Origin of the sequence: Herbaspirillum sp. 3R11 (assembly GCF_004563925.1) — a bacterium.
Classification (GTDB): domain Bacteria; phylum Pseudomonadota; class Gammaproteobacteria; order Burkholderiales; family Burkholderiaceae_D; genus Herbaspirillum.
In genome coordinates, this window is sequence record NZ_SPNJ01000001.1 from 1,460,151 (window position 1) to 1,486,836 (window position 26,686).

General features: G+C 62.2%; 22 protein-coding genes. 11 read left to right on the plus strand and 11 right to left on the minus strand.

Going from position 1 to position 26,686, the window contains the following annotated elements; all coding sequences use genetic code 11:
• Nucleotides 1-13: 13 nt before the first annotated feature.
• The 5 genes from psrA to E4P32_RS06775 all read left to right on the plus strand — a co-directional run bounded on the left by psrA (nucleotide 14) and on the right by E4P32_RS06775 (nucleotide 3,969).
• On the plus strand, nucleotides 14-1,102 hold the full coding sequence (gene psrA, locus E4P32_RS06755; protein ID WP_116432677.1) for an iron-containing alcohol dehydrogenase PsrA: 1,089 nt from the start codon (nucleotides 14-16) through the stop codon (nucleotides 1,100-1,102).
• Nucleotides 1,103-1,124: 22 nt separating this feature from the next.
• Nucleotides 1,125-1,952 carry a phosphonoacetaldehyde hydrolase gene (gene phnX / locus E4P32_RS06760; RefSeq protein WP_116432676.1) on the plus strand — a complete coding sequence of 276 codons (828 nt, stop codon included), beginning with the start codon at nucleotides 1,125-1,127 and terminating at the stop codon, nucleotides 1,950-1,952.
• Nucleotides 1,953-2,043: 91 nt separating this feature from the next.
• A complete protein-coding gene (locus tag E4P32_RS06765) occupies nucleotides 2,044-2,769 on the plus strand; it encodes a sulfite exporter TauE/SafE family protein (protein WP_116432675.1) in 726 nt (241 codons plus the stop codon).
• Between the two features lie 93 nt (nucleotides 2,770-2,862).
• A complete protein-coding gene (locus E4P32_RS06770; RefSeq protein WP_199525566.1) occupies nucleotides 2,863-3,060 on the plus strand; it encodes a hypothetical protein in 198 nt (65 codons plus the stop codon).
• A 237-nt stretch (nucleotides 3,061-3,297) separates the two neighbouring features.
• Nucleotides 3,298-3,969: a DUF1120 domain-containing protein gene (locus tag E4P32_RS06775; protein ID WP_158559694.1), complete on the plus strand. Its 672-nt coding sequence runs from the start codon at nucleotides 3,298-3,300 to the stop codon at nucleotides 3,967-3,969.
• A gap of 34 nt (nucleotides 3,970-4,003) precedes the next feature.
• Here the strand turns inward: E4P32_RS06775 and E4P32_RS06780 are convergent, their stop codons facing one another.
• Entirely contained in the window at nucleotides 4,004-4,981 is a 978-nt protein-coding gene (locus tag E4P32_RS06780; protein ID WP_116432673.1) for a LysR family transcriptional regulator, read from the minus strand.
• 146 nt (nucleotides 4,982-5,127) lie between these two features.
• On the opposite strand from E4P32_RS06780, the gene E4P32_RS06785 reads away from it, so the two are divergent.
• Nucleotides 5,128-6,147 carry an NAD(P)-dependent alcohol dehydrogenase gene (locus E4P32_RS06785; RefSeq protein ID WP_116433856.1) on the plus strand — a complete coding sequence of 340 codons (1,020 nt, stop codon included), beginning with the start codon at nucleotides 5,128-5,130 and terminating at the stop codon, nucleotides 6,145-6,147.
• On the opposite strand, the gene E4P32_RS06790 is transcribed toward E4P32_RS06785, so the two are convergent.
• The 6 genes from E4P32_RS06790 to E4P32_RS06815 form a co-directional block, all read right to left on the minus strand.
• Entirely contained in the window at nucleotides 6,144-8,510 is a 2,367-nt protein-coding gene (locus E4P32_RS06790) for a DNA polymerase II (protein WP_116432672.1), read from the minus strand. The genes E4P32_RS06785 and E4P32_RS06790 overlap by 4 nt on opposite strands.
• 59 nt (nucleotides 8,511-8,569) lie before the next feature.
• Nucleotides 8,570-9,706 carry a mechanosensitive ion channel domain-containing protein gene (locus E4P32_RS06795; protein ID WP_116432671.1) on the minus strand — a complete coding sequence of 379 codons (1,137 nt, stop codon included), beginning with the start codon at nucleotides 9,704-9,706 and terminating at the stop codon, nucleotides 8,570-8,572.
• A 61-nt stretch (nucleotides 9,707-9,767) separates the two neighbouring features.
• Nucleotides 9,768-10,451 carry a peptidase E gene (locus tag E4P32_RS06800; protein WP_116432670.1) on the minus strand — a complete coding sequence of 228 codons (684 nt, stop codon included), beginning with the start codon at nucleotides 10,449-10,451 and terminating at the stop codon, nucleotides 9,768-9,770.
• A gap of 205 nt (nucleotides 10,452-10,656) precedes the next feature.
• Nucleotides 10,657-11,439, minus strand: coding sequence for an enoyl-CoA hydratase (locus E4P32_RS06805; protein WP_116432669.1), 783 nt, complete (start codon nucleotides 11,437-11,439; stop codon nucleotides 10,657-10,659).
• Nucleotides 11,436-12,596, minus strand: a complete 1,161-nt coding sequence (locus tag E4P32_RS06810; protein WP_116432668.1) for an acyl-CoA dehydrogenase family protein — start codon at nucleotides 12,594-12,596, stop codon at nucleotides 11,436-11,438. Before E4P32_RS06810 ends, E4P32_RS06805 begins: the two co-directional genes overlap by 4 nt.
• Before the next feature lie 243 nt (nucleotides 12,597-12,839).
• Nucleotides 12,840-16,496 carry an indolepyruvate ferredoxin oxidoreductase family protein gene (locus E4P32_RS06815; protein WP_116432667.1) on the minus strand — a complete coding sequence of 1,219 codons (3,657 nt, stop codon included), beginning with the start codon at nucleotides 16,494-16,496 and terminating at the stop codon, nucleotides 12,840-12,842.
• A 324-nt stretch (nucleotides 16,497-16,820) separates the two neighbouring features.
• Here E4P32_RS06815 and E4P32_RS24080 point away from each other — a divergent pair, with 324 nt between their 5' ends.
• Together E4P32_RS24080 and E4P32_RS06820 are read left to right on the plus strand one after the other, a co-directional pair.
• Nucleotides 16,821-16,976, plus strand: a complete 156-nt coding sequence (locus E4P32_RS24080; RefSeq protein WP_167735694.1) for a hypothetical protein — start codon at nucleotides 16,821-16,823, stop codon at nucleotides 16,974-16,976.
• A 13-nt stretch (nucleotides 16,977-16,989) separates the two neighbouring features.
• Nucleotides 16,990-17,844: an NAD-dependent protein deacetylase gene (locus E4P32_RS06820; RefSeq protein ID WP_116432665.1), complete on the plus strand. Its 855-nt coding sequence runs from the start codon at nucleotides 16,990-16,992 to the stop codon at nucleotides 17,842-17,844.
• A 22-nt stretch (nucleotides 17,845-17,866) separates the two neighbouring features.
• Here E4P32_RS06820 and cfa read toward each other — a convergent pair whose 3' ends face one another.
• On the minus strand, nucleotides 17,867-19,054 hold the full coding sequence (gene cfa / locus E4P32_RS06825) for a cyclopropane fatty acyl phospholipid synthase (RefSeq protein ID WP_199525565.1): 1,188 nt from the start codon (nucleotides 19,052-19,054) through the stop codon (nucleotides 17,867-17,869).
• Between the two features lie 375 nt (nucleotides 19,055-19,429).
• Here cfa and E4P32_RS06830 point away from each other — a divergent pair, with 375 nt between their 5' ends.
• Complete coding sequence (locus tag E4P32_RS06830; protein ID WP_233526535.1) at nucleotides 19,430-20,374, plus strand: sensor domain-containing diguanylate cyclase; 945 nt, start codon at nucleotides 19,430-19,432, stop codon at nucleotides 20,372-20,374.
• Nucleotides 20,375-20,399: 25 nt separating this feature from the next.
• Here the strand turns inward: E4P32_RS06830 and E4P32_RS06835 are convergent, their stop codons facing one another.
• Nucleotides 20,400-22,127 carry a M24 family metallopeptidase gene (locus tag E4P32_RS06835; RefSeq protein ID WP_116432664.1) on the minus strand — a complete coding sequence of 576 codons (1,728 nt, stop codon included), beginning with the start codon at nucleotides 22,125-22,127 and terminating at the stop codon, nucleotides 20,400-20,402.
• Between the two features lie 118 nt (nucleotides 22,128-22,245).
• Here E4P32_RS06835 and E4P32_RS06840 point away from each other — a divergent pair, with 118 nt between their 5' ends.
• The gene (locus E4P32_RS06840; protein ID WP_233526534.1) at nucleotides 22,246-23,748 is read left to right on the plus strand and encodes a PLP-dependent aminotransferase family protein; all 1,503 of its coding nucleotides are present in this window, start codon (nucleotides 22,246-22,248) and stop codon (nucleotides 23,746-23,748) included.
• Nucleotides 23,749-23,757: 9 nt separating this feature from the next.
• Here the strand turns inward: E4P32_RS06840 and blaOXA are convergent, their stop codons facing one another.
• Together blaOXA and E4P32_RS06850 are read right to left on the minus strand one after the other, a co-directional pair.
• Entirely contained in the window at nucleotides 23,758-24,564 is an 807-nt protein-coding gene (blaOXA, locus tag E4P32_RS06845; protein ID WP_116432662.1) for a class D beta-lactamase, read from the minus strand.
• A gap of 128 nt (nucleotides 24,565-24,692) precedes the next feature.
• The gene (locus E4P32_RS06850) at nucleotides 24,693-25,196 is read right to left on the minus strand and encodes a hypothetical protein (protein ID WP_199525564.1); all 504 of its coding nucleotides are present in this window, start codon (nucleotides 25,194-25,196) and stop codon (nucleotides 24,693-24,695) included.
• A gap of 325 nt (nucleotides 25,197-25,521) precedes the next feature.
• Between E4P32_RS06850 and E4P32_RS06855 the strand changes: the two genes are divergently transcribed.
• Nucleotides 25,522-26,679: a putative 2-aminoethylphosphonate ABC transporter ATP-binding protein gene (locus E4P32_RS06855; protein WP_199525563.1), complete on the plus strand. Its 1,158-nt coding sequence runs from the start codon at nucleotides 25,522-25,524 to the stop codon at nucleotides 26,677-26,679.
• Nucleotides 26,680-26,686 lie beyond the last annotated feature (7 nt).

Sequence of the window (26,686 nt, forward strand, 5' to 3'; positions counted from 1 at the left end):
AGCAAAGAAAACCATGTGGAATTATCACAACCCGGTCGCCATTCAGGCCGGCAGCGGCAGCCTGGCGCAATTGCCGGCGCTGCTCAACGGCAGGCGCGCCCTGCTGATCACCTTCCCCGAAGCCGCCGCACTCGGACTGGAAGCACGCATCGCCGAATTGCTCGGTCCGCAACTGGCCGGTATTGAAAACGCCGTGCATCCGAATCCCGACGTCAGCTGGCTGGCGGCGATGTATGAGCGCGTGTGGCGCGAACATGCCGACGTCGACTGCATCGTCGCCTTCGGCGGCGGCAGCGTCATCGACTGCGCCAAGGCCATGCTGAGCAAAACGCCTTCCGGTGGTTTCGATGAATTGCTCTCTCACTTGCGTGATGGCGCACCGCTGTCGGGCAACGGCGCCAAGACGCTGATCGCCATTCCCACCACCGCCGGCACCGGCAGCGAAGTCACACCCTGGGCCACGATCTGGGATGCCGACGCCGGCAGCAAGTATTCCCTGCATCAATCATGGACCTGGCCGACGGCCGCCATCATCGATCCGCAACTGATGCTGAGCCTGCCGCACGGCATCACGCTTGCCAGCGGTCTGGATGCGCTGTCGCACGCGCTGGAATCGATCTGGAACGTCAACCGCAATCCGGTCTCCTCCAGCCTGGCTGCCGCCGCCGCACGCAGCATCGTGGCGACGCTGCCCGACCTCATGGCGCATCCGCGTGAGCTGGCGCTGCGTGAACGCATGGCCACCGCTGCGCTGCAAGCCGGCCTGGCGTTTTCCAACACCAAGACCGCGCTGGCGCATTCGCTGTCCTACGACATCACGCTGCACCACGGCGTCGCCCACGGCATCGCCTGCTCGTTCTCGCTGCCGCACGTGATGGCGCTGGCCTTCGGCAACGATGCCGCCGTCGATGCCCTGCTGCTGGATATCTTCGACGCCGCCGATGCACAGCAAGCCGTCGCCACGCTGTCCGACTTCCTGGAAAGCCTGGGCGTCAGCACCGACCCCTCGCACTACGGCGTCGCCGAAGCCTGGGACGCGCTGGTGCACCGCGCGCTGCAAGGTCCGCGCGGACGCAATTTCATCGCCGCCATCCACTCTTGACCGCAACCAAAAAGGAATTCCCATGACACGTCCACTCCACGCCCCCATCGACCTGCAAGCGGTGATCTTCGACTGGGCCGGCACGCTGGTCGATTTCGGCTCGCTGGCGCCGACGCAGATTTTCGTCGATGCCTTCAAGAGCTTCGACATGAACATCTCGCTGAAACAGGCGCGCGGTCCGATGGGCCTGTCCAAGTGGCAGCACATCCGCACCCTGCTCGACAATCCTGAAATCGCCCGCCAATGGAAGGAATGCCATGGCGCTCTGCCTAGCGACGCCGACGTCGACGCCATCTATGCACGCTTCATGCCGATGCAGATCGCCAAGGTCGGTGAATATTCCCAGGCCATCGACGGCGCCGCCGACATGCTCGCCTGGCTGCGAGACAAGGGCCTGAAAGTCGGCTCCTGCTCCGGCTATCCGCGCCAGGTGCTGGACGTGCTGCTGCCGCTGGCGGCGGCTGAAGGCATCGCGCCCGACCATGTGATCGCCGGCGATGAACTGGAAGCCGGCGGCCGTCCCGGTCCTTACATGGCGCTGGCCAACATGCTGGCGCTGAAGATCGGCGACGTCGCCGCCTGCATCAAGGTCGACGACACCGTGCCCGGCATTGAAGAAGGCATCCACGCCGGCATGTGGACCGTCGGCGTCTCGCTGTCCGGCAACGAAGTCGGTTGCACCAAGGCCGAACTGGCGCAGCTGTCGCCGGAACAGATCAAGGCGCTCAAGGCGCTGGCCGAAATGCGCCTGCGTGAAGCCGGCGCGCATTACGTCATCGATTCGGTGGCGGACCTGCCGGCAGTGGTCAATGAGATCGCCACGCGACTCAAGGCCGGCGAACGTCCGTAGTCAATAGTCAATAGCGAGGCCGCCAACGGGGTGCTGAGCGACGGCGTACAATACCGCCGCAGCATTCCATAAAAACTCTTCAGAACACCCTGTGGCAGCTTATATCTTCGTCCTGAGCGTCGGCCTGATTGCCGGCATGGTCAGCGGCATCATCGGTACCGGCTCTTCCATCATGCTGTTGCCGGTGCTGGTCTACAACTTCGGTCCCAAGCAGGCGGTGCCCATCATGGCGGTGGCCGCCGTGATGGCCAACCTGTCGCGCGTGCTGATGTGGTGGCGCGTGGTCGACTGGCGCGCTTTCCTGGCGTATTCCATTCCCGGCGTGCCGGCGGCGGCGCTGGGCGCGCGCACCTTGCTGGAATTGCCCCCGCACCTCATCGACATCAGCCTCGGCCTGTTCTTCATCGTCATGATCCCGTTCCGCCACTGGGTCAAGAAGCGCAACTTCAGCATTCGTCTCTGGCAACTGGCGCTGGCCGGCGCCTTGATCGGCTACCTGACCGGCATCGTACTGTCGACCGGGCCGCTCAGCGTACCGGTGTTTACCGCCTACGGCCTCAGCAAGGGCGCCTTCCTCTCCACCGAAGCGGCCAGCTCGCTGCTGTTGTATGTCAGCAAGGTGCTGACCTTTCGCGAACTCGGCGCGATGCCCTTGTCAGTATTCCTGCAAGGCGTGCTGGTGGGCGCGTCGCTGATGGCCGGCACCTTTGTCGGCAAGGTTTTCGTCATGAAAATGAGCGAAGCCAATTTCCAGCGCCTGCTGGACCTGTTGCTGCTGGCATCGGGTTTGTCACTGCTCTGGGCGGCGCTGAGCTGAAACCGCTGCGGCGCAAAATGGCGCTTTGGCTTATGCTTGCATCCGGTACTAACGCAACAACGCAAGAACGCTACAACGAACAAGGAAATCATCATGCCCAAGAAAGAAAAGCTCGATCCGGAAACCGAAGCCCTGATCCAGTGGTGTACCGAAGTCGAAAAATTCCTCGTCAAAGGCGGCGCCACGCTGGAGCAGGCGCAGCAACATATCGAGGAAGAAGTCGAGTGGTTCACCGACCAGTTCTATGACGGCCTGACGCCGGAAGAAGCTGCCAACGAAGCGCTGAATTAAGCGTTCAAACCAGATTCCTCAAGGCAACAAGAATCCTCTCACCCTCTGCAATACCGCTCCCGGCCTGGCGCCGGGAGTTTTCATTTGTAACGTCAACATTTCCGCAACACCGATTTTTTGAGAGTTTTCTCATATAAATCCGATCATTAAATCGTCAAAATGGCTTCACTGCTTAAGCAAACACAAGGCGCTGAAGCAAAACGAATTCAACCCATTCTGACTTTTAAGGAAACGATCATGAACAAGCAAATCGCCCTCTTCTCCGCCCTGACAGCTTCCCTGCTGGTGTCCTTCGCTGCGCAAGCTGCCGACACCGCCGAACTGAAGGTCAAGGGCGTGATTCGTCCTTCAGCCTGTACTCCTGCCTTCACCGGCACCAACGTGGTCGACTACGGCACCATCGCCGCCAAGGGCCTGAGCGCAACAGCGCCGAACGTGCTGGCTGAAAAGACCATCGCCTTCACCGTCACTTGCGACGCCGCAACCAAGGTTGCCGTCCGCGCCATCGACAACAAGGCATCCACCGTCGTCGCCGGTCTGATGACTGCGATCAACTCGAATCTGGGCGACAAGCATGCCTACGGTCTGGGTGCAGCAGGCGGCAAGAACATCGGCGCCTACAGCGTGCGCTCCATCATCGGCTCGTTCACCGCCGACGGCGCAACACCTGACATCGTTGCCGACGCCGCCAACAACGGCACCTGGGCCAAGTCGACCTACGGCCGCTTCAACGCCGACGGCACCGGCCGCCAATCGTTCGCCGCCACCGGCGCGACCGTGCCGGGTTCGTACAAGACCATGTCCGGCAACCTCGGCGTGACCGCTGTGCTGGACAAGGGCGCCAACCTGCCGCTGACACAGAACATCGACCTCGACGGTTCGGCCACGATTGAAGTGCAATATCTGTAATCACCGCTTTACCGGTAGTCTCCTGCAGCTCCTGTTAGCCCGCCAGTTCCACCGGCGGGCTTTTTTTCGTCTGCAACAACGTGGCGGGATAGTTCGCCAGCACCTCGTCCTGCCCCAACAGCGGCGGCACTTCTTCCACCAGCGCATCGACGGCGGCGCGCACCTTGGACGGCAAGTGGCGCGCTTGCGGCCACACCACGTGGATCGCGCTCGCCACCAGTTGATCCGCGCCCATCACCAGCAACAAGCGCTGCTGGCGCAATTCGTGCAGGATCATCCAGCACGGCAGCCAGGCCAGCCCGGCGCCGGCCACGGCCGCATCGTTGATGGCCTGCAAATCGTCCAGATGCAGGCGGCAGTCCGCCCTGACTTCATGTATTTCGCCATCATCGCCTTGTAATTCCCACGGTGCATCGCGGCCGCCGTTGCTGTAAGCGATGCCCGCGTGCTGCGCCAGTTGCTCCGCATTGACCGGCGTGCCATGCCGCACGAGATAGGACGGCGCCGCGCAAATACCCATGCGCTGCACGCCCAAACGTCGCGCCACCAGCTTGCTGCTGTCGGGCAGCGTGCCGACCCTGACGGCAAGGTCGTAACCCTCCTCCACCAGATCGGCGACGCGGTCGTTGAACGACATCTCGATCTGCAACGAAGGATATTTCTGCATCAGACGCAGTATCACCGGCGCAATGCAATGCCGTCCCAGCAACACCGGCACGCTGATGCGCAAACGCCCGGCCGGCGCCCGGCGTCCGCCTTCGAAGGCTTCCTCGGCGGCCTCCAGTTCAGCCAGCGCGCGCAGGCAGCGTTCGTAATAAATCTGGCCGTCCTCGGTCAGCGTCTGGCGTCGCGTGGTGCGCACGAACAACCTGACACCGAGACGCTGCTCCAGCCGCGCGACAATCTTGCCGACGGCCGAGCGTGTGACCCCGAGACGTTGCGCCGCCAGCGCAAAACTGCCGGCTTCGGCGACGTCGACGAAAACTGAAATACCATCCAGCCGCTCATTCATATTGGTTCCATTCAAGAATCAATGATTGATCAAATTCTATCCAATGCATCCACTTCATCTCTTATATCGTAGCTGCTCGGTGAAATCTTTGCACCGCTTTCCCTTGAACAATCTTCCTATCCGGAGCCACCATGAGCATCCCTTCCATGAAAGCCTATCAACTGCGTCCCGGCGCCGGCGTCGCCGAACTGGCGCTCACGCGCATCGCAACACCGCAGCCGCGCCCGCATGAAGTACTGATCAAGACCCACGCCGCCGCGCTCAACTATCGCGACCTGATGTATGCGCGCGGCAACTACATCAACCTGGCCGATGCGCCGCTGGTTCCGGCCGGCGACGGCGCCGGTGAAATCGTCGCGGTCGGCGCGGACGTGACCCGCTTTGCCGTCGGCGACCGCGTCACGCACAGCTATTTTGAAAGCTGGATCGACGGCAAGCCGGATCCGTACAAGACCGCCGCCGCATTCGGCACGCACATCAACGGCACCCTGGCGGAATTCTTCGTGGCGCCGCAAGACACGCTGGTCGCGATTCCCGCGCATCTCGACTACGCCGAAGCGGCTACGCTGTCCTGCGTCGGCACGACTGCATGGAACACGCTGTTCAGCGACGGCGGCCTGCTGCCGGGCGCGACGATCTTGCTGCAAGGCACCGGCGGACTGTCGGTATTCACGCTGCAGGTCGCCAAAGCGGCCGGCCTGCGCGTGATCATCACCTCGTCGAGCGACGCCAAGCTGGCGCGCGCACGTGAGCTCGGCGCCGACGAGACCATCAACTACCGGACTACGCCGGAGTGGCAGGACGAAGTGTTGCGCCTGACCGGCGGCCTTGGCGTCGACCTCACCGTCGAAGTCGGCGGCGAAGATACGATCGCGCGTTCGCTCACGGCCACGCGCATGGGCGGCGTGGTGTCGGTGATCGGCGGTCTGACGGGATTCGGCGGCACCAGCATCGAACCGCTGGCGTTGATTGCGGGGGTGAAGCGACTCAGCGGCATTTTTGTGGGCAGCCGCGCCATGCTGGATGAGTTAAGCCATTTCATCACTGCGACAAAACTGCGCCCTGTCGTCGATCGCGTGTTCAGTTTCGATGAAGTGCCGCAGGCTTACGCCCATCTGGAATCGGGCAAGCAGTTCGGCAAGGTGGTGGTGAAGGTCTCTGACTAAAACAATTCCTTCTGCCCGCCCACCAGCGCACTGAAGTCATCCTGCAAGAACGGCAGGATGGCGTCGGCCACCGGCTGCAGCTGGCGCGTGACGTAGTGGTCGTAGTCGATCGCCGCGCGGCGCGTCTCCAGCGGCTCCGGTCCGGCGGTGGTCATGACGTAGCTGATCCAGCCGCCGTCCTGGTATTGCAGCGGCCGGCCTTGTTCACGGTTGAATTCGTCGGCCATGCGCGCGGCGCGCACGTGCGGCGGCACGTTGCGCTCGTAGGCGTCGAGCGGTCGCCGCAGGCGCTTGCGATACACCAGCGCGTCGTCGAGCGCGCCGCTGAGCGTGCGTTCGACGTAGTCGCGCACGTAGTCCTGATACGGCTCGCGGCGGAAGATGCGTTGATACAACTCCTGCTGGAACTGCTGCGCCAACGGTGTCCAGTCGGTACGCACCGATTCCAGTCCCTTGTAGATCATTTCTTCGCGGCCGTCCGGCTTGACGACCATGCCGGCATAGCGCTTCTTGCTGCCGAAGTCGGTGCCGCGCACATTGGGCATGAGGAAACGCCGGTAGTGGGTTTCGTATTCCAGCTCGAGTGCGTTGTCGAGCCCGTAGGTGTCCTTCAGATGCGCCGCCCACCAGTCGTTGACGTGCCGCACCAGCGCGTTGCCGATGGCGTCAGCCGCCGCCTCGTCGTGCGCCTTCCTGAGCCAGACGAAGGTGGAGTCGGTGTCGCCGTAGATGACTTCATAACCTTGTTCTTCAATCAGCTCGCGCGTGCGATGCATGATCTCGTGGCCGCGCATCGTGATGGATGACGCCAGACGCGCATCGAAGAAGCGGCAGCCGGTCGAGCCCAGCACGCCGTAGAGCGAATTCATGATGATCTTGAGCGCCTGCGACAAGGGCTTGTTCTGCTGACGTTTGGCGGCTTCGCGCCCTCGCCAGATCTTTTCCACGATGGCCGGCAGGCTGTGCTTGTTGCGCGAGAAACGCGCGCCGCGGAAACCCGGGACCGAGTCGGCGTCGCCGGGATGCGCCAGTCCTTCGATCAGGCCTACCGGATCGATCAGGAAGGTGCGGATGATGGACGGATACAGGCTCTTGTAGTCGAGCACCAGCACCGAGTCGAACAAGCCGCTCTGCGAATCCATCACGAAGCCGCCCGGGCTCGGTTCGCCCGGCGTATCGCCCAGGTTCGGCGCGACGAAGCCGAGGCGATGCATGTGCGGCATGTACAGATGGCCGAACGCCGCCACCGAGCCGCCGTTGCGATCCGCCGGCAGGCCCGTGACCGAAGCGCGTTCCAGCAGAAAGCTCAGCAATTCGGTCTTGGCGAAGATGCGCGTGACGAGTTCGCAATCCTTCAGATTGTAGGTCGCCAACGCCGGCTTGTCTTCGGCAAAGCGGCGGTCGATTTCATCCATGCGCTGGTAGGCGTTGTTGATCGCCTTGCCTTCGCCGAGCAGCGTCTGCGAGACCGACTCCAGGCTGAACGAGGGAAAACTCCAGGTCGCCGAACGCAGCGCCTCAATGCCGTCGATGATCAGCCGTCCCGCCGCCGACGCAAAATAATGATTCTGCTGGAAGCCGTGCTCGCGCCATTCCAGCTCGCTACCGTCGCGACCGAAACGCAACGGAATGCCGAAGCGCGCGGCGTGCTCGCGCAACACGCGCAAGTCGAACTGCACCACGTTCCAGCCGATGATGGCGTCGGGGTCGTGCTGCGCCATCCATTGATTCAGTTTCTCCAGCATCTGCGCGCGGCTGTCGCAATATTCCATGTCGAAATCGAGGCCACCGGCGTCGCCGTTAGGTGGTCCGAGCATGTAGACCTGACGTTGACCGCAGCCTTCCAGCGCGATCGAATACAAATCGCCGCCCATGGTCGTCTCGATATCGAGCGACACCAGTTTCAGTTGCGGACGATAGTCGGGCGCAGGTTTGAGTTGCGTGTTGAGCAACGCTCCCGTGCCGTTGGCGTCGCCGCTGAACAGCACCGGCGCCGTGATGAATCGCTCCATCAGATAGCGCTCCGGCGGACGGATGTCGGCCTCATAGATGGCGAGGCCGTAGTCCCGGAACTGCTTCTCGATCTTGATCAACTGCCGATGCTGGCGGCAATACAGCCCCAGCACCGGACGGTGCGAAAAGTCGGTCAGCTGCAACGGCCGCAACTCGACCTCGCGCTCGTTGCGCAGCAGCGCTTCGGCTTGTTCGCGTTGTTCTGCGGGAATGAAAGCGACGGAATGCTGCGGCGGCAGGCGCACCAGTTGCGGCCCGTCATCAGTCGCCAGCCAGAACTCGACTTCGGTCCCGGCCGGCGTGTCGCGCCAGTGCCTGGTGAGGAGAAAACCTGCTCGTTGTTGCGTCACGTTACTGCTGCCTTGCTGCCGTTTTTGGAATCGCGCAAGTATAGGCGATTCCAGCCAAGTCAGCGCTGCATCGGCGCGCCATCCAATATCTTGTCGTGCACGCCGGCGTCGGCCAAAGTGGATGGCGCCAGCTCGACCGGATCAATCGCCGAGCGCAGGCGCGGCAAGGCCTCAGGATGATGTTCGGCGATGAAGGCGATCATCGATTCGCGGATGGCGCAGCGCAAATCGAAAGCACTGCCCGAATTCTGCGCGCTGACCAGCATGCGCACCTGCATCGCGCGCTCATTCGAATCAGTCACCTGCAGCACGCAGACGCGCCCGTCCCATTGCGGCGCTTCTTTGCAGACGCGTTCGAACTCGGTCCGCAGCGACGCCACCGGGAGCTTGAAATCCAGCCACAGAAAGACGGTGCCGAGGATGGTCGACGAGGTGTGCGTCCAGTTCTCGAAGGGATTCTCAATGAACCATTGCAGCGGCACGATCATGCGGCGCTCATCCCAGATGCGCACGACCACGAAGGTGCCGGTGATCTCTTCCACGCGGCCCCATTCGCCGTTGACGATCAGCACGTCGTCAATGCGGATCGGCTGTGAAAACGCAATCTGCAGACCGGCGATGAAGTTTCCCAGCACCGGCCGCGCTGCAATACCGGCAACCAGCCCGGCCACGCCCGCCGAGGCCAGCAGACTGGCGCCGAACTGGCGCGCACCCGGCAAGGTCAGCAGCACGAAGGCCAGTCCCAGCAAACCGACAATGAAATAGGCGCTGCGCGTGAGCACGCGCGTCTGCGTCAGGATGCGGCGCGCCTTGAGGTTGTCGGCGACGTCGTAGGGATTGAGCTGGGTAATGGTGGCGCTGACCGAAACGATGCACCTCATCACGAACCAGGTAAGCGCGACGATGAGCGCCACCGTGCAGACATAGGACAGCGAACGCAGTCCGGGCGTATCGTCGGGGGCCGCCGTCAGCACCACGCGCACGGCGAATAAGGCCACGCAGACCTGGCTGGCGCGAAAGGCGATGCGGGTTGCGTTGGTGGTGAACGGCCGGTTGCGCACCAGTCGCCGCAACAGCCCGATGCCGATGCGATGCACGACCATTGCCAGCAGGATCGCCAGCACGGCGGCCACTGCCACGATCACGCCGGACTGCAGCGGTCCCGGCTGGAGATTATTGAGATAGGGTATTTCCATAGGCGACTCCTGTTCATGACTCTGAAAGGAGATCGCCGGGGCGGGACGTCAGTTCCCCGGTTTAATGCGATGCTTGACTGTCTGCCAACATCACCGAGCCCTGCTTGCTGACCAGGTAGGCGCCGGCGCCGGTCCGGCCGGCCACTACGCGCACCGGTTTGCCATCGATGAAATGCAAGGCTGCGCCGTCATCGACCGCCACACCAGCCGGCAGTTTTTCGTCGCGCACGAAAGCCTCGAACGCCGGGCGGCGTTCCGGTTCATGGGAATAGTGCGGACAACAGGTGCCGCGCAGGAAGCCGAGGCCGTCCAGCGGCGCCAGCACGCCGGCGTTGGAATCGGTCACGCCATGTTCGAACCAGCACATCGCGCCGGCGCTCACGCCCGCCAGCACGGTGCCGCTTTGCAGCGCTTCCTTGAGGATCGCCGGGAAGCCCCACGCGCGCCACACCGCCAGCATGCTCTTGGTGTTGCCGCCGCCGACGAAAATCACGTCCTGCGCCATGGCCCATTCCCGCAGGTCCGGTGTGCGATCGAAGAACGGCAGATGCGTCGGCATGCAATCGAGCGCCGCAAAGCGTGCGTAAAATTTGAGCAGATAAGCCGGCGCATCGCCGCTGGCGGTCGGCACGAAGCCGATGCGCGGATGCGCAGTGCGGGCTTGCTTGAGGATGTATTCGTCGAGAGACGGATCGCTCTCGGTCGAAAAACCGCCGCCGCCCAGTGTGATGATTTGCTGTTTCATATTTTTATGACTGCAGGAAGTACGAACTTGAATGGTCTTACCAGTAAATTAACATCAAAAGAAAAATAGAACGCTCGTAATCATGCCATGCCAAGGACCAAATATATTGCAGTGCAACCTTTTGAAACACAAAAAAAGCCGGAAGTTTTCACTTTCGGCTTTTTGATTGTTTGCAAAAAATCAACTTCAGGTCAATGTTCCGGCCTCAGGCATTCTTCCATTCCGCACTGCGTTTTTGCAGGAAGGCGTTGACGCCCTCTTTCTGATCTTGGGTGCTGAACAGATCCATGAACAGTTCACGCTCCACCGGCAGGTTGGCCATCGGCGGCTGATGACGTGCGCCTTGAATCAGCTTTTTGCTGGCGGCCACACTTGACGGGCTCTGCTTGTCGACCTGCTTCGCCAGCTCCAGCGCGCGCTGCTTCGCCTGTCCCTTCTCCACCACTTCTTCCACCAGGCCGATGCGCAAGGCGGTCTCGGCGGTGACGCGTTCGCCGCACAGGATCATGCGCTTGGCCCAGCCTTCGCCGACCAGCAACGGCAGCAATTGGGTGCCGCCGGCGCAAGGCAACAGTCCCACCGCCGCCTCCGGCAACGCCATTTGCGCCTGCGTCTCGGCGATGCGGATATCGCAGGACAGCGCGCACTCAAGACCGCCACCCATGGCGTAGCCATTGATGGCGGCAATCGAGACGCCGCGGAACTGGCTCAGCGTCTCGAACGCTTCGCCGAAACGGCGCGCCATTTCCAGCGCCACTGCCTTGTCGCCGTCGGCGAACAGTTTCAGGTCGGCGCCGGCGGAAAAGAATTTCTCGCCCTCGCCGGTGACAACCAGGCTGTAGATATTGCGATCATTGTTAAGGTCCGTGACCAGACTCTTGAGGTCAACCAGACTCTCGCGCGTCCAGGTGTTGGCCGGCGGATTGGCCAGCGTGAGGATGGCGGTATGGCCGTCTTTTTCAAGGCGGAGATTGGTGTAGCTGGTCATCGGATGTCCTCATTGGAGTCGTTGCTGAGCAAATGGCGCGCGATGATCACGCGCATGATTTCGTTGGTGCCTTCCAGGATCTGGTGCACACGCACGTCGCGGAAATAACGCTCCAGCGGATACTCGCGGAGGTAGCCGTAGCCGCCGTGGATCTGCAGCGCTTCGTTGCAGATCTTGAAGCCGAGATCGGTGGCGAAGCGTTTCGCCATCGCACAATACGTGGTGGCATTGGGCGACTTGGAATCGAGCTTGACCGCAGCCAGGCGCACCATCTGGCGCGCCGCGACCAGTTCGGTCTGCATGTCGGCCAGCTTGAACTGCAGCGCCTGGAAGTCGGCCAGCGGACGGCCGAACTGCGTGCGCTCCTTCATGTAGCCATGCGCCGCATCGAGCGCCGCCTGCGCTGCGCCGACCGAACAGGTGGCGATGTTGATGCGGCCGCCGTCGAGTCCCTTCATGGCGAACTTGAAGCCCTCGCCTTCGGCGCCGAGCAGATGATTGGCCGGAACCTTGACGTTGTCGAAGCTGATGGCGCGCGTGGGCTGGCTGTTCCAGCCCATCTTGACTTCCTTCTTGCCGTAGCTGATGCCAGGCGTATTGGCCGGCACCACGATGGCCGAGACGCCCTTGGCGCCGTCGCCGCCGGTGCGCGCCATGAGCACCAGCACGTCGGTTGCGCCCGCGCCCGAGATGAAGGCTTTGGAACCGTTGATGATGTAATGACCGTCAACCAGTTTGGCGGTGGTCTTGAGCGAGGCTGCGTCAGAGCCCGAACCCGGTTCGGTCAGGCAATAAGAGCCGATCTTCTTGCCCACGGCGAGGTCGCCGCACCAGGTCGCCTTGACTTCCGGCGTGGCCCACGAGGCGATCATCCAGCTCACCATGTTATGGATGGTCAGGAACGCCGCCGTCGACGGACAGGCGTAGGCCAGTTCTTCGAACACCACGGTGGCGTCGAGGCGCGACAGGCCGAGGCCGCCGACTTCTTCCGGTGTGTACAGCGCGCAGAAACCGAGTTCGCCGGCCTTGGCGATGACGTCGACGGGGAAATGCGATTCCTCGTCCCAGCGGGCCGCATGCGGCGCCATCTCGCCGGCGGCGAAATCACGCGCGCTGGCCTGGAAGGCCAACTGGTCTTCGTTCAGTTCAAAATCCATGCTTGTCTCCTGTAATTGATCTTGGGATCCTGGGATCTTGCGATCTTGTCTTGTTTGGCAAAAGACTAACGCAAAAGCAGCGCCGATGATGTCGCTTGGGCGACATTGGCGCTGAGGCTGAAGCCGTCATTCACGGCAGTCATTGTGCACGAAATGGGTAATGGTTGATGGTTCCGGCCGGTGGAGCGCGGTGTGCAGCAATCCCAAACTGCTTTGCATCTCTGCACACCACGCATTGCCTCGTTATGCAGCAGCGATGCTTGCCACGTTGACCTGCTGCGCCAGGCCGGCAGGCACAACGGCGGCATAGCGCGTCAGCATCTCATCCTGCTTGCTGCGCGCCTGCGCCAGCGCCTTGTCCTTGACGTGACCGTAACCGCGGATCTGCTCCGGCAACTGCGCAATCTCGACGGCCAGCGCCAGCTTGTCCGCATTCAGGCCGTCCAGCAGCGCCGTCACCGTATCGCGATATTCCGCGATCAGGCGGCGCTCGGTCTTGCGCTCCTCGGTGTAGCCGAAGATGTCGAAGCTACCGCCGCGCAGTCCCTTGAACTTCGCCAGCACTTTGAACGCCGACATCATCCAGGAACCGTACTTCGCCTTGACCAGGCGACCTTGCGCATCCTTCTTCGAGAACAGCGGCGGCGCCAGGTTGAAGCTCAGCGAGAAGTCGCCTTCGAACTGCTGCTTCAGTTGTTCCACAAAGCGACCGTCGGTGTACAGGCGCGCGACTTCGTATTCGTCCTTGTAGGCCATCAGCTTGGACAGATTGCGTGCCACCGCCATGGTGAGCTTGTCGCCCAGATTCAAGGCGGCTTCCTTCGCGCGCACTTGCTCGACGAAACGTGCAAACGATTCCGCATAGGCCGCATCCTGGTAATCGGTCAGGAAAGCCACACGGCGCTTGATCAGCTTGTCCAGCGTTTCCGGCATGCGGATCACCACCGGTTGCGCCGGCACGGCGATGCGTTCGACGCGCGCCAGATCGACGGCGGCGCGGCGGCCCCACAGGAAGCTGGTCTTGTTGGACTCGATGGCGACGCCGTTCATCTCGATGGCGCGCAGCAAGGCGGCTTCGGTCAGCGGCAACTCGCCGCGCTGATACGCATAGCCGAGCATGAACAGATTGGTTGCGATCGAGTCGCCCATCAAGGCCGTCGCCAGACGCGTGGCGTCGATGAAGTCGACCTGCTGGTCGACCGATTCCTCGATCAGCGCCTTGACGTCTTCAAACGGGAATTGCCAGTCGGGATTCTTGGCGAACTGTCCCGGTGGTTGCTGATGCACGTTGACGACCGCGCGGGTGCGACCCGGACGCATCTTGGAAATCGCATCGTGCGAACCGGCGGTCAGCATGTCGCAGCCGAGAATCAGGTCGGCCTCGCCGGTGGCGATGCGCTGGGCGCGGATGGCTTGCGGCGTGCGCGCGATGCGCACGTGCGAAGTCACCGAACCGTTCTTTTGCGACATGCCGGTCATGTCCAGCACCGACGCGCCCTTGCCTTCCAGGTGCGCGGCCATGCCCATCAGCGCGCCGATGGTGATGACGCCGGTGCCGCCGATGCCGTTGATGAGGATGTTGAACGGCGTGTCGCAGGACGGGATTGCCGGTTCCGGCAGCAGGCCGAAGTCGTCGGCGCTGTCCTTCTTCATGACGCCGGTCTTGGACTTCTTGAGCTTGCCGCCGCTGACGGTGACGAAGCTCGGGCAGAAGCCCTTGACGCAGGAATAATCCTTGTTGCACGAGGACTGGTCGATGGCGCGCTTGCGGCCGAATTCAGTCTCCAGCGGCAGGATCGAGGTGCAGTTCGATTGCACGCCGCAGTCGCCGCAGCCTTCGCAGACGGCTTCGTTGATGAACAGGCGCTGATCGGGGTCGGGGTATTCGCCTTTTTTACGGCGACGACGCTTCTCGGCGGCGCAGGTCTGGTCGTAGATGATGACGGTCACGCCGGTCAACTCGCGCATGTCCCGTTGCACTGCGTCCATATCCTTGCGGTCATGGATAGTGACGAGGGCCGGCAGATTGGAGCGGTCGCTGTAGCGGCTGATGTCTTCGCTCACCAGCGCGATATGCTTGATGCCTTCGGCCGCCATCTGCTGCGCGATCATCGGCACCGAGGTGGTGCCGTCAACCGGCTGGCCGCCGGTCATCGCCACTGCGTCGTTATAGAGGATCTTGTAGGTCATGTTGACGTTGGCCGCGACGGCAGCCCGGATCGCCAGATAACCCGAGTGGAAATAGGTACCGTCGCCGAGGTTGGCGAACACGTGCGGCACCTTCGAAAACGGCGCCTGCCCGATCCACGGTCCGCCCTCGCCGCCCATGTGCGTGGTCAGCTTGTTGAACTCGGGATAGATGGCGGTGGCCATCACGTGGCAGCCGATGCCGGCCAGCGCGAAGCTGCCTTCCGGCACCTTGGTCGAGGTGTTGTGCGGGCAACCCGAGCAGTAATAGGCCGGGCGCGGCGGCGTGCTCACCGCCTTGTTCAGCACCGCATCCTTGGCGTCGAGGAAGGCCAGGCGCGCCTTGATCAGGTCGCTGGTGTGAAAACGCGCAATGCGCGCCGCAATCACGCGCGCAATCTGGGCGACCGAGAAGTCGGCCTTGGAAGTCAGCAGCCATTCGCCGCGCGGCGCCACCCACTCGCCCTTTTCGTCGAACTTGCCGATCACGCGTGGACGCACGTCGTCGCGCCAGTTGTAGAGCTGTTCCTTGAGCTGGTATTCGACCATCTGGCGCTTCTCTTCGACCACCAGGATTTCATCAAGGCCCTGGGCGAACTCGCGCACGCCTTCCGGCTCCAGCGGCCACGGCATCGACACCTTGAACAGGCGCAGGCCGATTTCGGCGGCGAAGTCTTCATCGATGCCGAGTTCGCTCAGCGCTTCCAGCACGTCGAGGTAGGACTTGCCTGAGGCGATGATGCCCAGCCGCGCCTTCGGGCTGTCGATCATCACGCGGTTGAGCTTGTTCGCGCGCGCGTAGGCGAGCGCGGCGTAGATCTTGTAATCCTGCATCAGCGCTTCCTGCTTGCGCGCCTGCACGCCCAGCGTGTCGGTCGATAAACGGGCGTTGAGGCCGCCTTCGGGCATGACGAAGTCGGCCGGATATTTGATCTCGACGCGGAACGGATCGGCATCCACCGAGGCGCTCGACTCGACGGTATCGGCGAGCGCCTTGAAACCCACCGTACAGCCGGAGAAGCGCGACATGGCCCAGCCGTGCAGGCCGAGATCGAGGTATTCCTGCACATTGCAGGGGTACAGCATCGGAATCATCGATGCCGAGAAAATATGATCGGATTGATGCGGCAATGTCGACGAATACGCACCATGGTCGTCGCCCGCCACCAGCAGGACGCCGCCCTTGGCTGACGTGCCGGCATGGTTCATGTGCTTGAGTACATCGCCGCAGCGATCCACGCCTGGGCCCTTGCCGTACCACATGGAAAACACGCCCTCGACCTTGGCCGGGCCGATCAGGTCGACCTGCTGCGTGCCCCAGACGGCGGTGGCCGCCATGTCTTCATTGGTCCCGGGCTGGAACTTGATCTTGTGCGTCTCGAGATGCGGCTGCGCTTTCCACAGGGCTTCATCGAGGCCGCCCAGCGGCGAGCCGCGATAGCCGGAAATGAAGCCGGCGGTATTGAGTCCGGCTTTCTGGTCGCGCAGATACTGCAGCAGCGGCAAGCGCACCAGCGCCTGGATGCCGGACAGAAAGATCGAACCCGAAGTTGCGGTGTATTTGTCGTCGAGACTGACCGTCGCGAGCGGTACAGTCCCCGAGACGGGAGTGGATGCTGAATTTGCTACAGTGGTTGCTGCCGGTGTCACTGCCCGCCCCGACCGGTCAGGGGCTGACAATTCAACAGGCTCGGCTGCCGAACGGTATTCCATGTATGTCTCCAAAATGATTATTCAGATATCGCCTGCCGTTACTGCACCGGGTACGATGCGTTACTGTCAGACAAAGCGGCCGTGGTAGCGACCTTCACAACAATCCGTCCTCCGAAACTGCTGTGACTGAAGTCTATGCGTTTAAGAGAAGATCAAGGAAATACCGTTTGTCGATGGGGGTATAAGTTTTAAATATGCCCCTACCCATTTCCGGCCACGCCTTCGGGAGCGTCCTGCTGCCATTGCCGTCAATCAATGATAGGATCGCAACGGTCGCCGGGGATGAACCGGCGGGCCCATTCATCAACATCAACAAGATCATTCATGAAACGAGTCATCACCTGCATCCTCATCGGCGTCGTCCTCTACTTCCTGATGCCTGTCATCACCAAATTCATCCCGCAATACCGCTTGGCGGTCTGGTCGATCACGGCCGCGCTGGTGTCGTTCATCGTAACGGCCGGCATGGACAAAGTTTAAGTACAAGACTTTCTTGGAAGACAATATCTCCAGCCGGCTTGATGCAGACGTGGACGCGCTCGCCGCGTTCATGGCACCGCATCGCCATGTGCTGGTCCTGAGCGGCGCCGGCATCAGCACGGCCTCGGGCATTCCCGACTACCGCGACGCCAACGGCGTGCGGCGCGGCAAGGCGCCGATGGAAGGCCCGGCCTTCCGCAGTTCGGAAGCGATGCGGCGGCGTTACTGGGCGCGCAGCATGATCGGCTGGCCCAAGCTGGCCGGGACCTCACCGAACGCCGGCCACCGCGCGCTGGCGGCGCTGGAAAGCGCCGGCAAGATCTCCACCATCCTCACGCAGAACGTCGACGGCCTGCACCAGCAGGCCGGTAGCAGCGACGTCATCGAATTGCACGGCAACATCCATCGCGTGGTCTGCCTCGATTGCGCGTCGGTGCACACGCGCCGCAGCGTGCAGGACCTGCTCGAACACGCCAATCCTGAACTGGCTGCCAGCGATGCGGCGGCCTTGCCGGACGGCGACGCCGATATGGAGACGGCCGCCCTCGCCGACTTCCACGTGCCGCCTTGTCCGGTGTGCGGCGGCATGCTGCAGCCCGACGTGGTGTTTTTCGGCGACGGTGTCCCGCGTGCGCGCAGCGAAGCTGCCGAACGCGCGGTGGCGGCGGCCGATGCGGTGCTGGTGGTGGGGTCGTCGCTGGTGGTGTTTTCGGGATACCGCTTTTGCCGCATGGCTGCGGAAGCGGGAAAACCGATCGCCGCCATCAACCGCGGCGTCACGCGCGCCGATCCTTTGCTGACGCTCAAATGCCAGGAGGCCGCCGAACTGCTGCTGCCGTTACTGGCGGATCGTCTGCGGGCAAGCTAGGCAGGCAATCCGCCGCAAGGCATCAGATTCGCTCGCGCCGATAACCGCCCATCACGCCCTTCTTCGACAATACCCATTGCCACAACTGGATGTCGCGCGCACGGAACGCGCCGGCGCAGGACAGCAGGTAATAACGCCACATGCGGCGGAAACGCGACCCCAGTTGCGCTTCGAAACGCGGCCACGCCGCTTCGAAATTGCTGTGCCATGCCATCAGCGTCTTGTCGTAGTCGCTGCCGAAGTTGTGCAGATCCTCCACCACGAACAAATGATCGAAGGCGTCGCCCATCTGGCCGACCGACGGCAAATCGCCGTTGGGGAAAATGTATTTGTCGATCCACGGATCAGGCGAAGACTTGCGCTGGTTCTTGCCGATGGTGTGCAGCAGGAACAGGCCGTCATCGGCCAGGCAGCGATGCGCGACTTCCATGTAGGTACGATAGTTGCGCCGGCCCACGTGCTCGAACATGCCGATGCTGACGATGGCGTCGAAGCGTTCATTGAGTTCGCGGTAATCCTGCAGCCGAAAATCCAGCGGCAGGTGTCCGTAGCGCTCTTTCGCCAGCGCGATCTGTTCTTTCGAAATGCTCACCCCCACCGCTTCCACGCCATAGCGTTCGGCCGCAAACGCCATGAAGCTGCCCCAGCCGCAGCCGATGTCGAGCACGCGCATACCGGGCTTGAGTTGCAGCTTGCGGCAGATCAGATCGAGCTTGGCTTCCTGCGCTTCTTCCAGCGTGGTCGCGGTGTTCCAGTAGCCACAGGTGTAGGTCATGCGTGAATCGAGCATCGCGGCGTAGAAATCGTTGCCGAGGTCGTAGTGCACTTCGCCGACCATGCGTGAACGCTTGAGGTTCTGGCGGTTCATGAACTTCGCCGCCAGCACATGGCCGACCAGGCGCAAGGGCTTGATGTTGTCGGTCAGCCGCGTGCGCAACAGCCGCGAGAAGAATTCGTCGAGTTGTTCGGCGTCCCAGTCGCCGTCCATGTACGCTTCGCCGAGGCCGAGGTTGGCCTGCGCGAACGCCCGTTCCGGTACGCCGGCGCGATGCAGCTGGAGATCCCAGGGATTGTTGCCGTTGATGCGGATGCCGCCGTGGCCAAGCAGGTCGGCCAGAGCGCGAAAGATTGCGGAGTCTTGTTGCAGCTCACCGGGCGAGCTGATTGTAGCGGTCGATACGGAAGTGGAAGTGGAGGCATTCGAAGACATGTGCTGCGTTCCTGTTTGATGAGTTGAGGGGCGAGTGCGCTGCTCGGGCAACGTCGAATCTTTCTGCAAGTCATGCAGTAAACGATAAAGCAGACGAAAGTCTTTTGCACAATTGATTAAATGTTTTAAATCAATTGATGATGGCTATTGCCCTACCAACACCGCCGAAATCACCCTCAACTCCGCTCGGACAGCGCTTCGGCATACGGGAAGATTGAATTTTTTTGAACATTTTTCACGCCGATTTCATACTTCCATCAAGACACCGGGTTATCCTTACGACAATCTTCCTTGCAGCCAACGGCGGCCGGGAGCGACACAAACCTCGCACCAAACATCACGCCAACATCCCGCAAAATTCATCACTACGTCCCCATGACCAAACAAGTACAAAAGCAAATGGAACCCGACAGCGCCGTCTACAAAACCTTGCTGGAATCAACCAAGGCGATCCCCTGGAAAATCGACTGGGGCACGATGAAGTTTGCCTACGTCGGACCGCAGATCGAAGCATTGCTGGGATGGACGCCGGAGAGCTGGGTCTCGGTGGAGGACTGGGCCGCGCGCATCCATTCGGAAGACCGTGAAGGCGTGGTGAATTTTTGCGTGGCGCAATCGAAGGCCGGCGTCGACCACGAGGCCGACTACCGCGCCATCACGCGCGACGGCGAGCACGTCTGGATCCGCGACGTGGTGCACGTGGTGCGCAAGCCGGATGGCGAAGTCGATGCGCTGATCGGCTTCATGTTTGACATCACCGAGCGCAAGAAGAATGAAGCGCGCCTGGCGGAATTGCAGAAAGAACTGGAAGCGCTGTCCTATCGCGACAGCCTCACCGACGTCGCCAATCGCCGCATGTTCGACTCGGCGCTGGAAGTCGAATGGGCCAACGCCGTCCGGAACCGCACGCCACTGTCGGTGATCATGCTCGACATCGATTACTTCAAGCAGTACAACGATCATTACGGCCACATCCGCGGCGACGCCTGCCTCAAGCAGATCGCCGGCGTACTGGGCAAAGCCGCCACGCGCACGCGTGACTTCTTCGCTCGCTACGGCGGCGAAGAATTCGTGCTGATCCTGCCCGAGACCGATCGCGCCTCCGGCCTCAAGGTCGCGCAACGCTGCCGCAAGCTGGTGCTGAAAGAAAAAATCCCGCACGAAAAATCGCAGGTGGAGAGCGTCGTCACCATCAGCCTCGGCATGTCCACCATCATTCCCTCGCGCCAGGACCAGCGCATCGAATTCATGGAAGCCGTCGACAAACGCCTGTACATGGCCAAGCAGCGCGGCCGCAATTGCATCGTCGCCGAAGACTGAACTTCGGCTGAATGCGCCGGACCTTCTACGCGATCGCTGCAATAAGCGGCTCCTCTGCACGCAGCGACGGCGTGCCGATCAGGATATCTTCGTAGAAGGCGCCGATGGCTTCGGTCGGATGGCGCAGCTGAATTTCCAGCACCCAGACGGCGTCGCCTGGCACGATGTCCATCTCGGCCAGCTTGGCCGGCCCGAACAAGGCGTGCGGAAAGTCCGACACCCGATGCCCCGCCAGATTGCGCTCCAGCAGCCAGCCGCCACGCGCTGCAGCAGCCTCGGCAAAATCGTACAGCGCCCGCCCGGTCAAGCCGGTGCGCCAGGCATCGCGCGTCTCGCTGAAAACATCGCGCGCGGCCTGCGCGCAGGCGCGATGCAGACTGTCGTCGCCGAACACGATGGTGTCGCCGAAATCGCCTTCATAGCCATCCCATACCGGGCCGAGATCGACCACCGCGATATCGGCGGCGCGCAGCCGGCGCTCTTTTTCCACGCCTTCGCGCGGCGTCCTGACCGTGTCGTCGCCGAAGCGGATATAGGTCGGATGCCAGGTGTGCGACGATCCCATCGCGCGCAGATGATCATTGGCCATCGTTACAGCCTCGCCGGTCGTCATGCCCACACGCAGCTTGCCGACAATCTGCGCCAGCGCGCGGATCGATTGTTCGCGCGCCGCCAGCATGCCGTCGAGCGAGTACTTGGGACCGACCCGTTCCCACACCGGATCGAAGCCGCCGCGCGCCATCGGCGCGGTGCTCGCTCCTGAAGGTACGAATGCTTCGGCAACGAAGTGATGCGCCGCCAGGCCCAGCGCCATGCAGCGTTCTCGCACAGCCGCGACCATCGCCGGATTGCCGCAGGCGTACACGCGTGCTCCCGGCCAGGCATGATCCATGGCGGCGGCGACGTCTTGCACGTAGCCTTGCTGCACGCCTGGTTCAAGGTGCTCAGCCTGAGCGATGACGCCGGTCCAGGTAAACCGCGCATCGGCGACGGCAAGCCCGTCAAGGAATTCCTTGTCGTAGAAATCATCGGTGCGGGCGCCGCCCCAGTACAGGCTCACCGGCGCTGCATCCGGTTCCGCCAATGCCGCCAGCAGGATCGGCTTGATGCCGGCATAGCCGGTGCCGGTCGCAAACAACAGCAAGGCCGAACGCTCGCCGGCTTGCCAGGTGCAGGCGCCGAAACCGCCTTCGATGCTGAGAACGTCGCCGACGGCAAGACGATCAAGCATGCCTTCCGAAAAGTGGCCGCCGTCGACACGGCGAATGTGGAAGACCAGCTTGCCGTCATTGTCGGCAGGAATGTTCGCGACCGAAAAGCAGCGGCTGCTGCCGTCGTCGAGATAGATCTTCACGTACTGGCCGGCGCGCACCGGCATGGCAGGCGTACCCTGCAGCACCAGCCGCACCACGCTCGGCGTCAGCAGCTGCTTCTCCAGCACCGACGCCTCGAAGCGCGACGCCTGCACTTCCGGCGACCAGCCTGGAATGTCGATGCGCATGTCGCTGCAGGCCCGGTTGCGGCACAACAGTATCTCGTCGTGCGCCAGTGAATATGGTGTCCCCAAGGCCACATACGGTTCGGTCTCATGGACGCCGTCCAGCACCCTCACCTTGCACGATCCGCATTCGCCCCGACGGCAGGAAAACGGAATCGAGATGCCCTGCGCCAGCGCGGCGTCGAGCAACAGCTCGTCGCCCGCGGCGAAGGTCTTGCCGGATTGGTCCAGTGTGATGGTGTGTTTGCCTTGCATGATGTCCTCGTTGACCGTTTATCAAATATCAGATGAGAGGATTGTGGCGTTAGAATAGGACCATTGAAACCTCCAGATTTGAACAATCCACATGGTCCAGATGAGAAAATGGCGACCCTTGCTCGATCTAGACGCCGATGGCGCCGGGCAAAAAGCGTCCTATCGCAAGATCGTCGACGGCCTTGCCAACGCCATTCGCAGCGGCCGTCTGGAGCCCGGTGCGGCCCTGCCCGGCACACGCGAGCTGGCGGATATCCTCGACGTCAATCGCAAGACCGTGATCCTGGCCTACGAAGAAGCCATCATCAAAGGCTGGCTGGTCAGCGAACCGCGCCGCGGCACCTTCGTCAACGCGCTGTTCGCCGACCACACGACAACGTCCGCCAACATGGTGCAATCCAAACGCACAGCCGGCATCAGTGAGAGTGAGGCGTTCGCGCCGGACTTCCTGGCGCCTGCACTGCCGCCGTATTTCGATGATCTCTACGTGCCCGCAGTACGCGCGGGCCGCACGCGCGAGACCATGTATTTCGACAACGGCGCGCCCGATCACCGGCTGTTGCCGCAGGCTGTCCTGCATCGCTATTACCGCAACGCCATGAAGGCCGCGTTCAAATCCAGCTGGGTCAAATACGGCAACCTGGAATCGGCGGCACAGCTGCGCACGGCATTGGCCGAGATGCTGCGCGCCACGCGCGGACTGACCGCTGGCGCGTCCAACATCTGCCTCACGCAAGGCACGCAAATGGCCTTGCACCTGGCGGCCGGCGCGCTGATCCGTCCGGGTGACGTGGTGCTGGTGGAGCGCCTCAGCTATCCGCCGGCCTGGGCCATCTTCCGCGCGCTGGGGGCGCAGATCGAAGTCATCGACGTCGATAGCGATGGCTGCCGCGTCGACCAGATTGAGACGCTCTGTCTGAAAAAGCCGGTGCGGCTGATTTACCTGACGCCGCATCATCAGTTCCCGACTACGGTCAGTCTGCGCGCCGATCGCCGCCAGAAACTGCTGGCGCTGGCGCAGCAGCATGGCTTCACCATCATCGAGGAAGACTACGACCACGAATATCACTTTGAAGGCCGCCCTTACCTGCCGCTGGCCAGCGACGCCGGCCAGCGCAGCGTCATCTACATCGGCTCCCTGTCGAAGCTGCTGGGCTCTTCGTTCCGCTGCGGCTTCATCGTCGCGCCGGAAAACCTGATTGAAGCCCTGGGCAAGAATCAATTGCTGATTTCCACGCACGGCGACGCCGTCATGCAAAAGATGCTGGCCGACCTGATTGCCAATGGTGAATTGCGCAAGCATCTGCGCCGCGCCGCCAAGCTGTATCGCGCACGCAAGGATGCCTTGATGCAGTCGTTGCACGCGCGCTTCGGTGAGCGCATCACGCTGCGCAATCCCGAGGGCGGGCTGGCGCTGTGGGTGACTTTCCGTGAGGATATCGACGTCGACGCCATGATGCGGCGCGCGGCCGACGAGCAGCTGTTCGTGCGCAGCGGACGGCAGTTTTCGCCGTTGGACCAGCCGGTCAACGGCCTGCGGCTGGGATTTGCATCGATGACGCCGGATGAACTGGCGCAGGCGGTGGGACGCCTGCACGAGGCATCGCGCAGGCAAGCTTAGTCAAGGTTTTTACCGCGATTCCAGCAGCGCAGGCAATTCAGCGAGGAAAGCATCCCGCGCGCGCATCCCGGCGCTGCCCTTTTCTTCCTTCTCTTCCTGGATTAGACGCACGATCACGCGTGTCTTTGCATCCTTGGTCACCCAGCCGACAAACCAGCCGTAGAAATGCGCCTTGTCGTAACCGCCGTCGGCCGTGCGCGGCATGGCGGCGCCGGTCTTGCCGTGGATCTCCCAGCCGTTCGCCAGTGGCGGCAACTGCGTGATGCGTGCCGTCATCTCCATTGCCTGCACGCTGACCGGCAAGCTGCGATTGACCAGCTTGCTCAGGAACTGCGCCTGTTCGTCCGGAGAAATCTGGATCGACGAACTGATCCAGGAGCGGTCCAGCGCATTGTTCTTGCCCTTGTCGCCGCGCACGTCGCGGTTGCCGTAGCCGAGCTTGTCGACATAGGCCTTGAACTTCGCCGCGCCGAGCGCATGGGTGACCTGCTGCGAATACCACACCACCGAATACTTCATCCAGAATGCCGGATCGATGGTGTCGCGCCAGGCCGGGTTGCCCCAATAGGTGTAGCCCTCGCGGAACGGGATGGCCGGCGCGTGTTCGTCCTTGAGGAAGCCGGCGTCGTAGCCCATCAGCGCAATCGGGATCTTGAAGGTCGAGGCCGGCGTCACGCGCGTGGCGCAATCGCCTTCGCGCACCAGCGCCTTGCCGGTCACGGGATCGACGATGAGCGTGCAGAGCGTGCGCGCTTCGGTCTCGGACACGAACAGCGAAGCGCTTATCGCAAACAAGGCGGCGAGGAGGTACATCATGGGATTTCCTTCATGGGTGAGTTATTGCGCCGCAAGTGTAATGATTCCGGGCAGCAAGAACAAACCAGCTTTCGTGAAGGCTGGCATCAGGTTTTCTGATGCCATTGAAGAAGGATAGAGAAGGCGCGCTATTCGTTTTTCTGCGGCTGCGCGATGGTGCGCAACTGGAAACGGCCGTCGTTGTTGAACAGCCAGGTCTCCGACAACTCGACCTTGCCACCGCTTAGCAGCGCCACCGGCGGTTTGGGGAACGGCGCTGTGCTGCGCAAGGTAGCCAGCGCGGTGGCTTCGGTGGTCTTGTCCTTGTTGGTGCGCACCACTTCGCTGCGCACCAGGTTGCCGTCCTTGTCGACCACGTACTTGATCACGATGACCGAGCGCAGCAAGGCCTGCGGGCGTTCGACGTGGACCTTGGTCGAATTGACTTGGGAAATGCGGCGCGCCAGGTCTTCCTTGTAGGCGCCCAGAGAGTCAGCCGTAGAGGTGCCGTCGGGCGTGGTCTTCACCTGTTCGATGATCTCCTTGGCGGTGGCGTCGCGATTGGCCTGGGTGTCGGGCTTTTGCGACGAACAAGCCGATAGCAGCGCGGCGCTGATGCTGCCGATGGCGACCAGCACCGCGACGTTTTTCATTGATGACTTGTTCAAAGAGTAATCCATGGCAAGGAGAAGATCGGGATTGTCATTAGCAGTCATTAGACCATACAGATTAGACCACGCCGCCATGCGTGTGCGTTCCCGCTATTTTGCAGACAAATTCGGATCGGGTTTTCATGCGGCAAGAGGCTTGCCTTCCGGCAGCGGATTACTTGTCAGAAGCACTCCATCCATAACCTCAACCTATGGATGGAATCCATTCCATATATAACGCCGCAACTGTCATCCAGCGGTCATATTAGCTACGTAATATCCGCTCACTTTCTGGCCGAACCCGGCATAGTCCTGACGAAAGAGCGCGATGCTTACTTCCTTGTCCGTCACTGCCCCTGCATCTGCATCTGAATCCACTGCCGCCGAGGCGACCTCTCCGACCTCCGCGACTTTCCTGTCGATCCGCAATATCCATAAACGCTTCGGCGCCTTCACCGCGCTCGACAATGTGTCGCTCGACGTGCGCCAGGGGGAAATGGTCTGCTTGCTGGGACCATCCGGCTGTGGCAAGACGACCCTGCTGCGCACCATCGCCGGCCTGGAAAAACAGGACGACGGCGCCATCCACGCCCACGGCACCGACATCTCGCACCTGCCGCCGCAATCGCGCGACTACGGCATCCTGTTCCAGTCCTATGCACTGTTCCCCAACTTGACGGTGGCGCAGAACGTCGCCTACGGCCTCAATGCGCGCCGCCTGTCGCGCACGCAGATGCAGCAGCGCGTGGCCGAGATGCTGGACATGATCGGCCTGTCCGGCAGCGACAAGAAATATCCCGGCCAGCTCTCCGGCGGCCAGCAGCAGCGCGTGGCCCTGGCGCGCGCGCTGGCGCCCTCGCCTTCGCTGTTGCTGCTGGACGAGCCGCTGTCGGCGCTGGACGCGCAGGTGCGTGAACACCTGCAGCTGGAAATCCGCCGCCTGCAAAAGCAATTCAACATCACCACGCTGATGGTTACGCATGACCAGGAAGAAGCGATGGTCATGTCGGACCGCATCGCCATCATGCAGCACGGCCGCATCGAACAATTCGACACGCCCGACCGCATCTACCGCCATCCGGCCACACCCTTTGTCGCCGACTTCATCGGCCAGGCCAACTGGCTGCCGTTCCAGCGCTTGTCGCCGCATCAGGTCAGCGTCGGCACGCTCACACTGACGGTCGACGAAGCGCCGCGCCAGCACATGGGCAACACTATGAACAATAACGACAGCGGCCGCTTGTTCTGCCGTCCGGAAGCGGTCGACGTCTTGCCCGCCGCCGACGCGTCGAACCGGTTTTCGGCGCGCGTAGTCGATCAGATCTATCTGGGCGACCGCTATCGCATGATGCTGGAGCTTGACGAATTGCCGGGCCAGCGCCTGATGGCCGACGTCACCAACGAGGTGCGCGCGCGCCTGCCGGACGTCTCCGCCCAGCGCATGTGGATCGCCTTGCCGCAGCACTCGCTGCACCTGTTTTCCTGAGCCCCGC

Coding starts and splice junctions, on each gene's coding strand:
- E4P32_RS06850 (WP_199525564.1), bottom strand. CDS start 25,196: ATGAAAAACGTCGCGGTGCTGGTCGCCATCGGCAGCATCAGCGCCGCG.
- E4P32_RS06805 (WP_116432669.1), bottom strand. CDS start 11,439: ATGACCAGCTACACCAATCTCCGCCTTGAAAAAGACGGCCATACCGCC.
- E4P32_RS24080 (WP_167735694.1), top strand. CDS start 16,821: ATGAAACGAGTCATCACCTGCATCCTCATCGGCGTCGTCCTCTACTTC.
- E4P32_RS06770 (WP_199525566.1), top strand. CDS start 2,863: ATGCCCAAGAAAGAAAAGCTCGATCCGGAAACCGAAGCCCTGATCCAG.
- E4P32_RS06835 (WP_116432664.1), bottom strand. CDS start 22,127: ATGCAAGGCAAACACACCATCACACTGGACCAATCCGGCAAGACCTTC.
- E4P32_RS06830 (WP_233526535.1), top strand. CDS start 19,430: ATGACCAAACAAGTACAAAAGCAAATGGAACCCGACAGCGCCGTCTAC.
- E4P32_RS06855 (WP_199525563.1), top strand. CDS start 25,522: ATGCTTACTTCCTTGTCCGTCACTGCCCCTGCATCTGCATCTGAATCC.
- cfa (WP_199525565.1), bottom strand. CDS start 19,054: ATGTCTTCGAATGCCTCCACTTCCACTTCCGTATCGACCGCTACAATC.
- psrA (WP_116432677.1), top strand. CDS start 14: ATGTGGAATTATCACAACCCGGTCGCCATTCAGGCCGGCAGCGGCAGC.
- E4P32_RS06785 (WP_116433856.1), top strand. CDS start 5,128: ATGAAAGCCTATCAACTGCGTCCCGGCGCCGGCGTCGCCGAACTGGCG.
- E4P32_RS06795 (WP_116432671.1), bottom strand. CDS start 9,706: ATGGAAATACCCTATCTCAATAATCTCCAGCCGGGACCGCTGCAGTCC.
- E4P32_RS06800 (WP_116432670.1), bottom strand. CDS start 10,451: ATGAAACAGCAAATCATCACACTGGGCGGCGGCGGTTTTTCGACCGAG.
- blaOXA (WP_116432662.1), bottom strand. CDS start 24,564: ATGATGTACCTCCTCGCCGCCTTGTTTGCGATAAGCGCTTCGCTGTTC.
- E4P32_RS06815 (WP_116432667.1), bottom strand. CDS start 16,496: ATGGAATACCGTTCGGCAGCCGAGCCTGTTGAATTGTCAGCCCCTGAC.
- E4P32_RS06810 (WP_116432668.1), bottom strand. CDS start 12,596: ATGGATTTTGAACTGAACGAAGACCAGTTGGCCTTCCAGGCCAGCGCG.
- phnX (WP_116432676.1), top strand. CDS start 1,125: ATGACACGTCCACTCCACGCCCCCATCGACCTGCAAGCGGTGATCTTC.
- E4P32_RS06775 (WP_158559694.1), top strand. CDS start 3,298: ATGAACAAGCAAATCGCCCTCTTCTCCGCCCTGACAGCTTCCCTGCTG.
- E4P32_RS06780 (WP_116432673.1), bottom strand. CDS start 4,981: ATGAATGAGCGGCTGGATGGTATTTCAGTTTTCGTCGACGTCGCCGAA.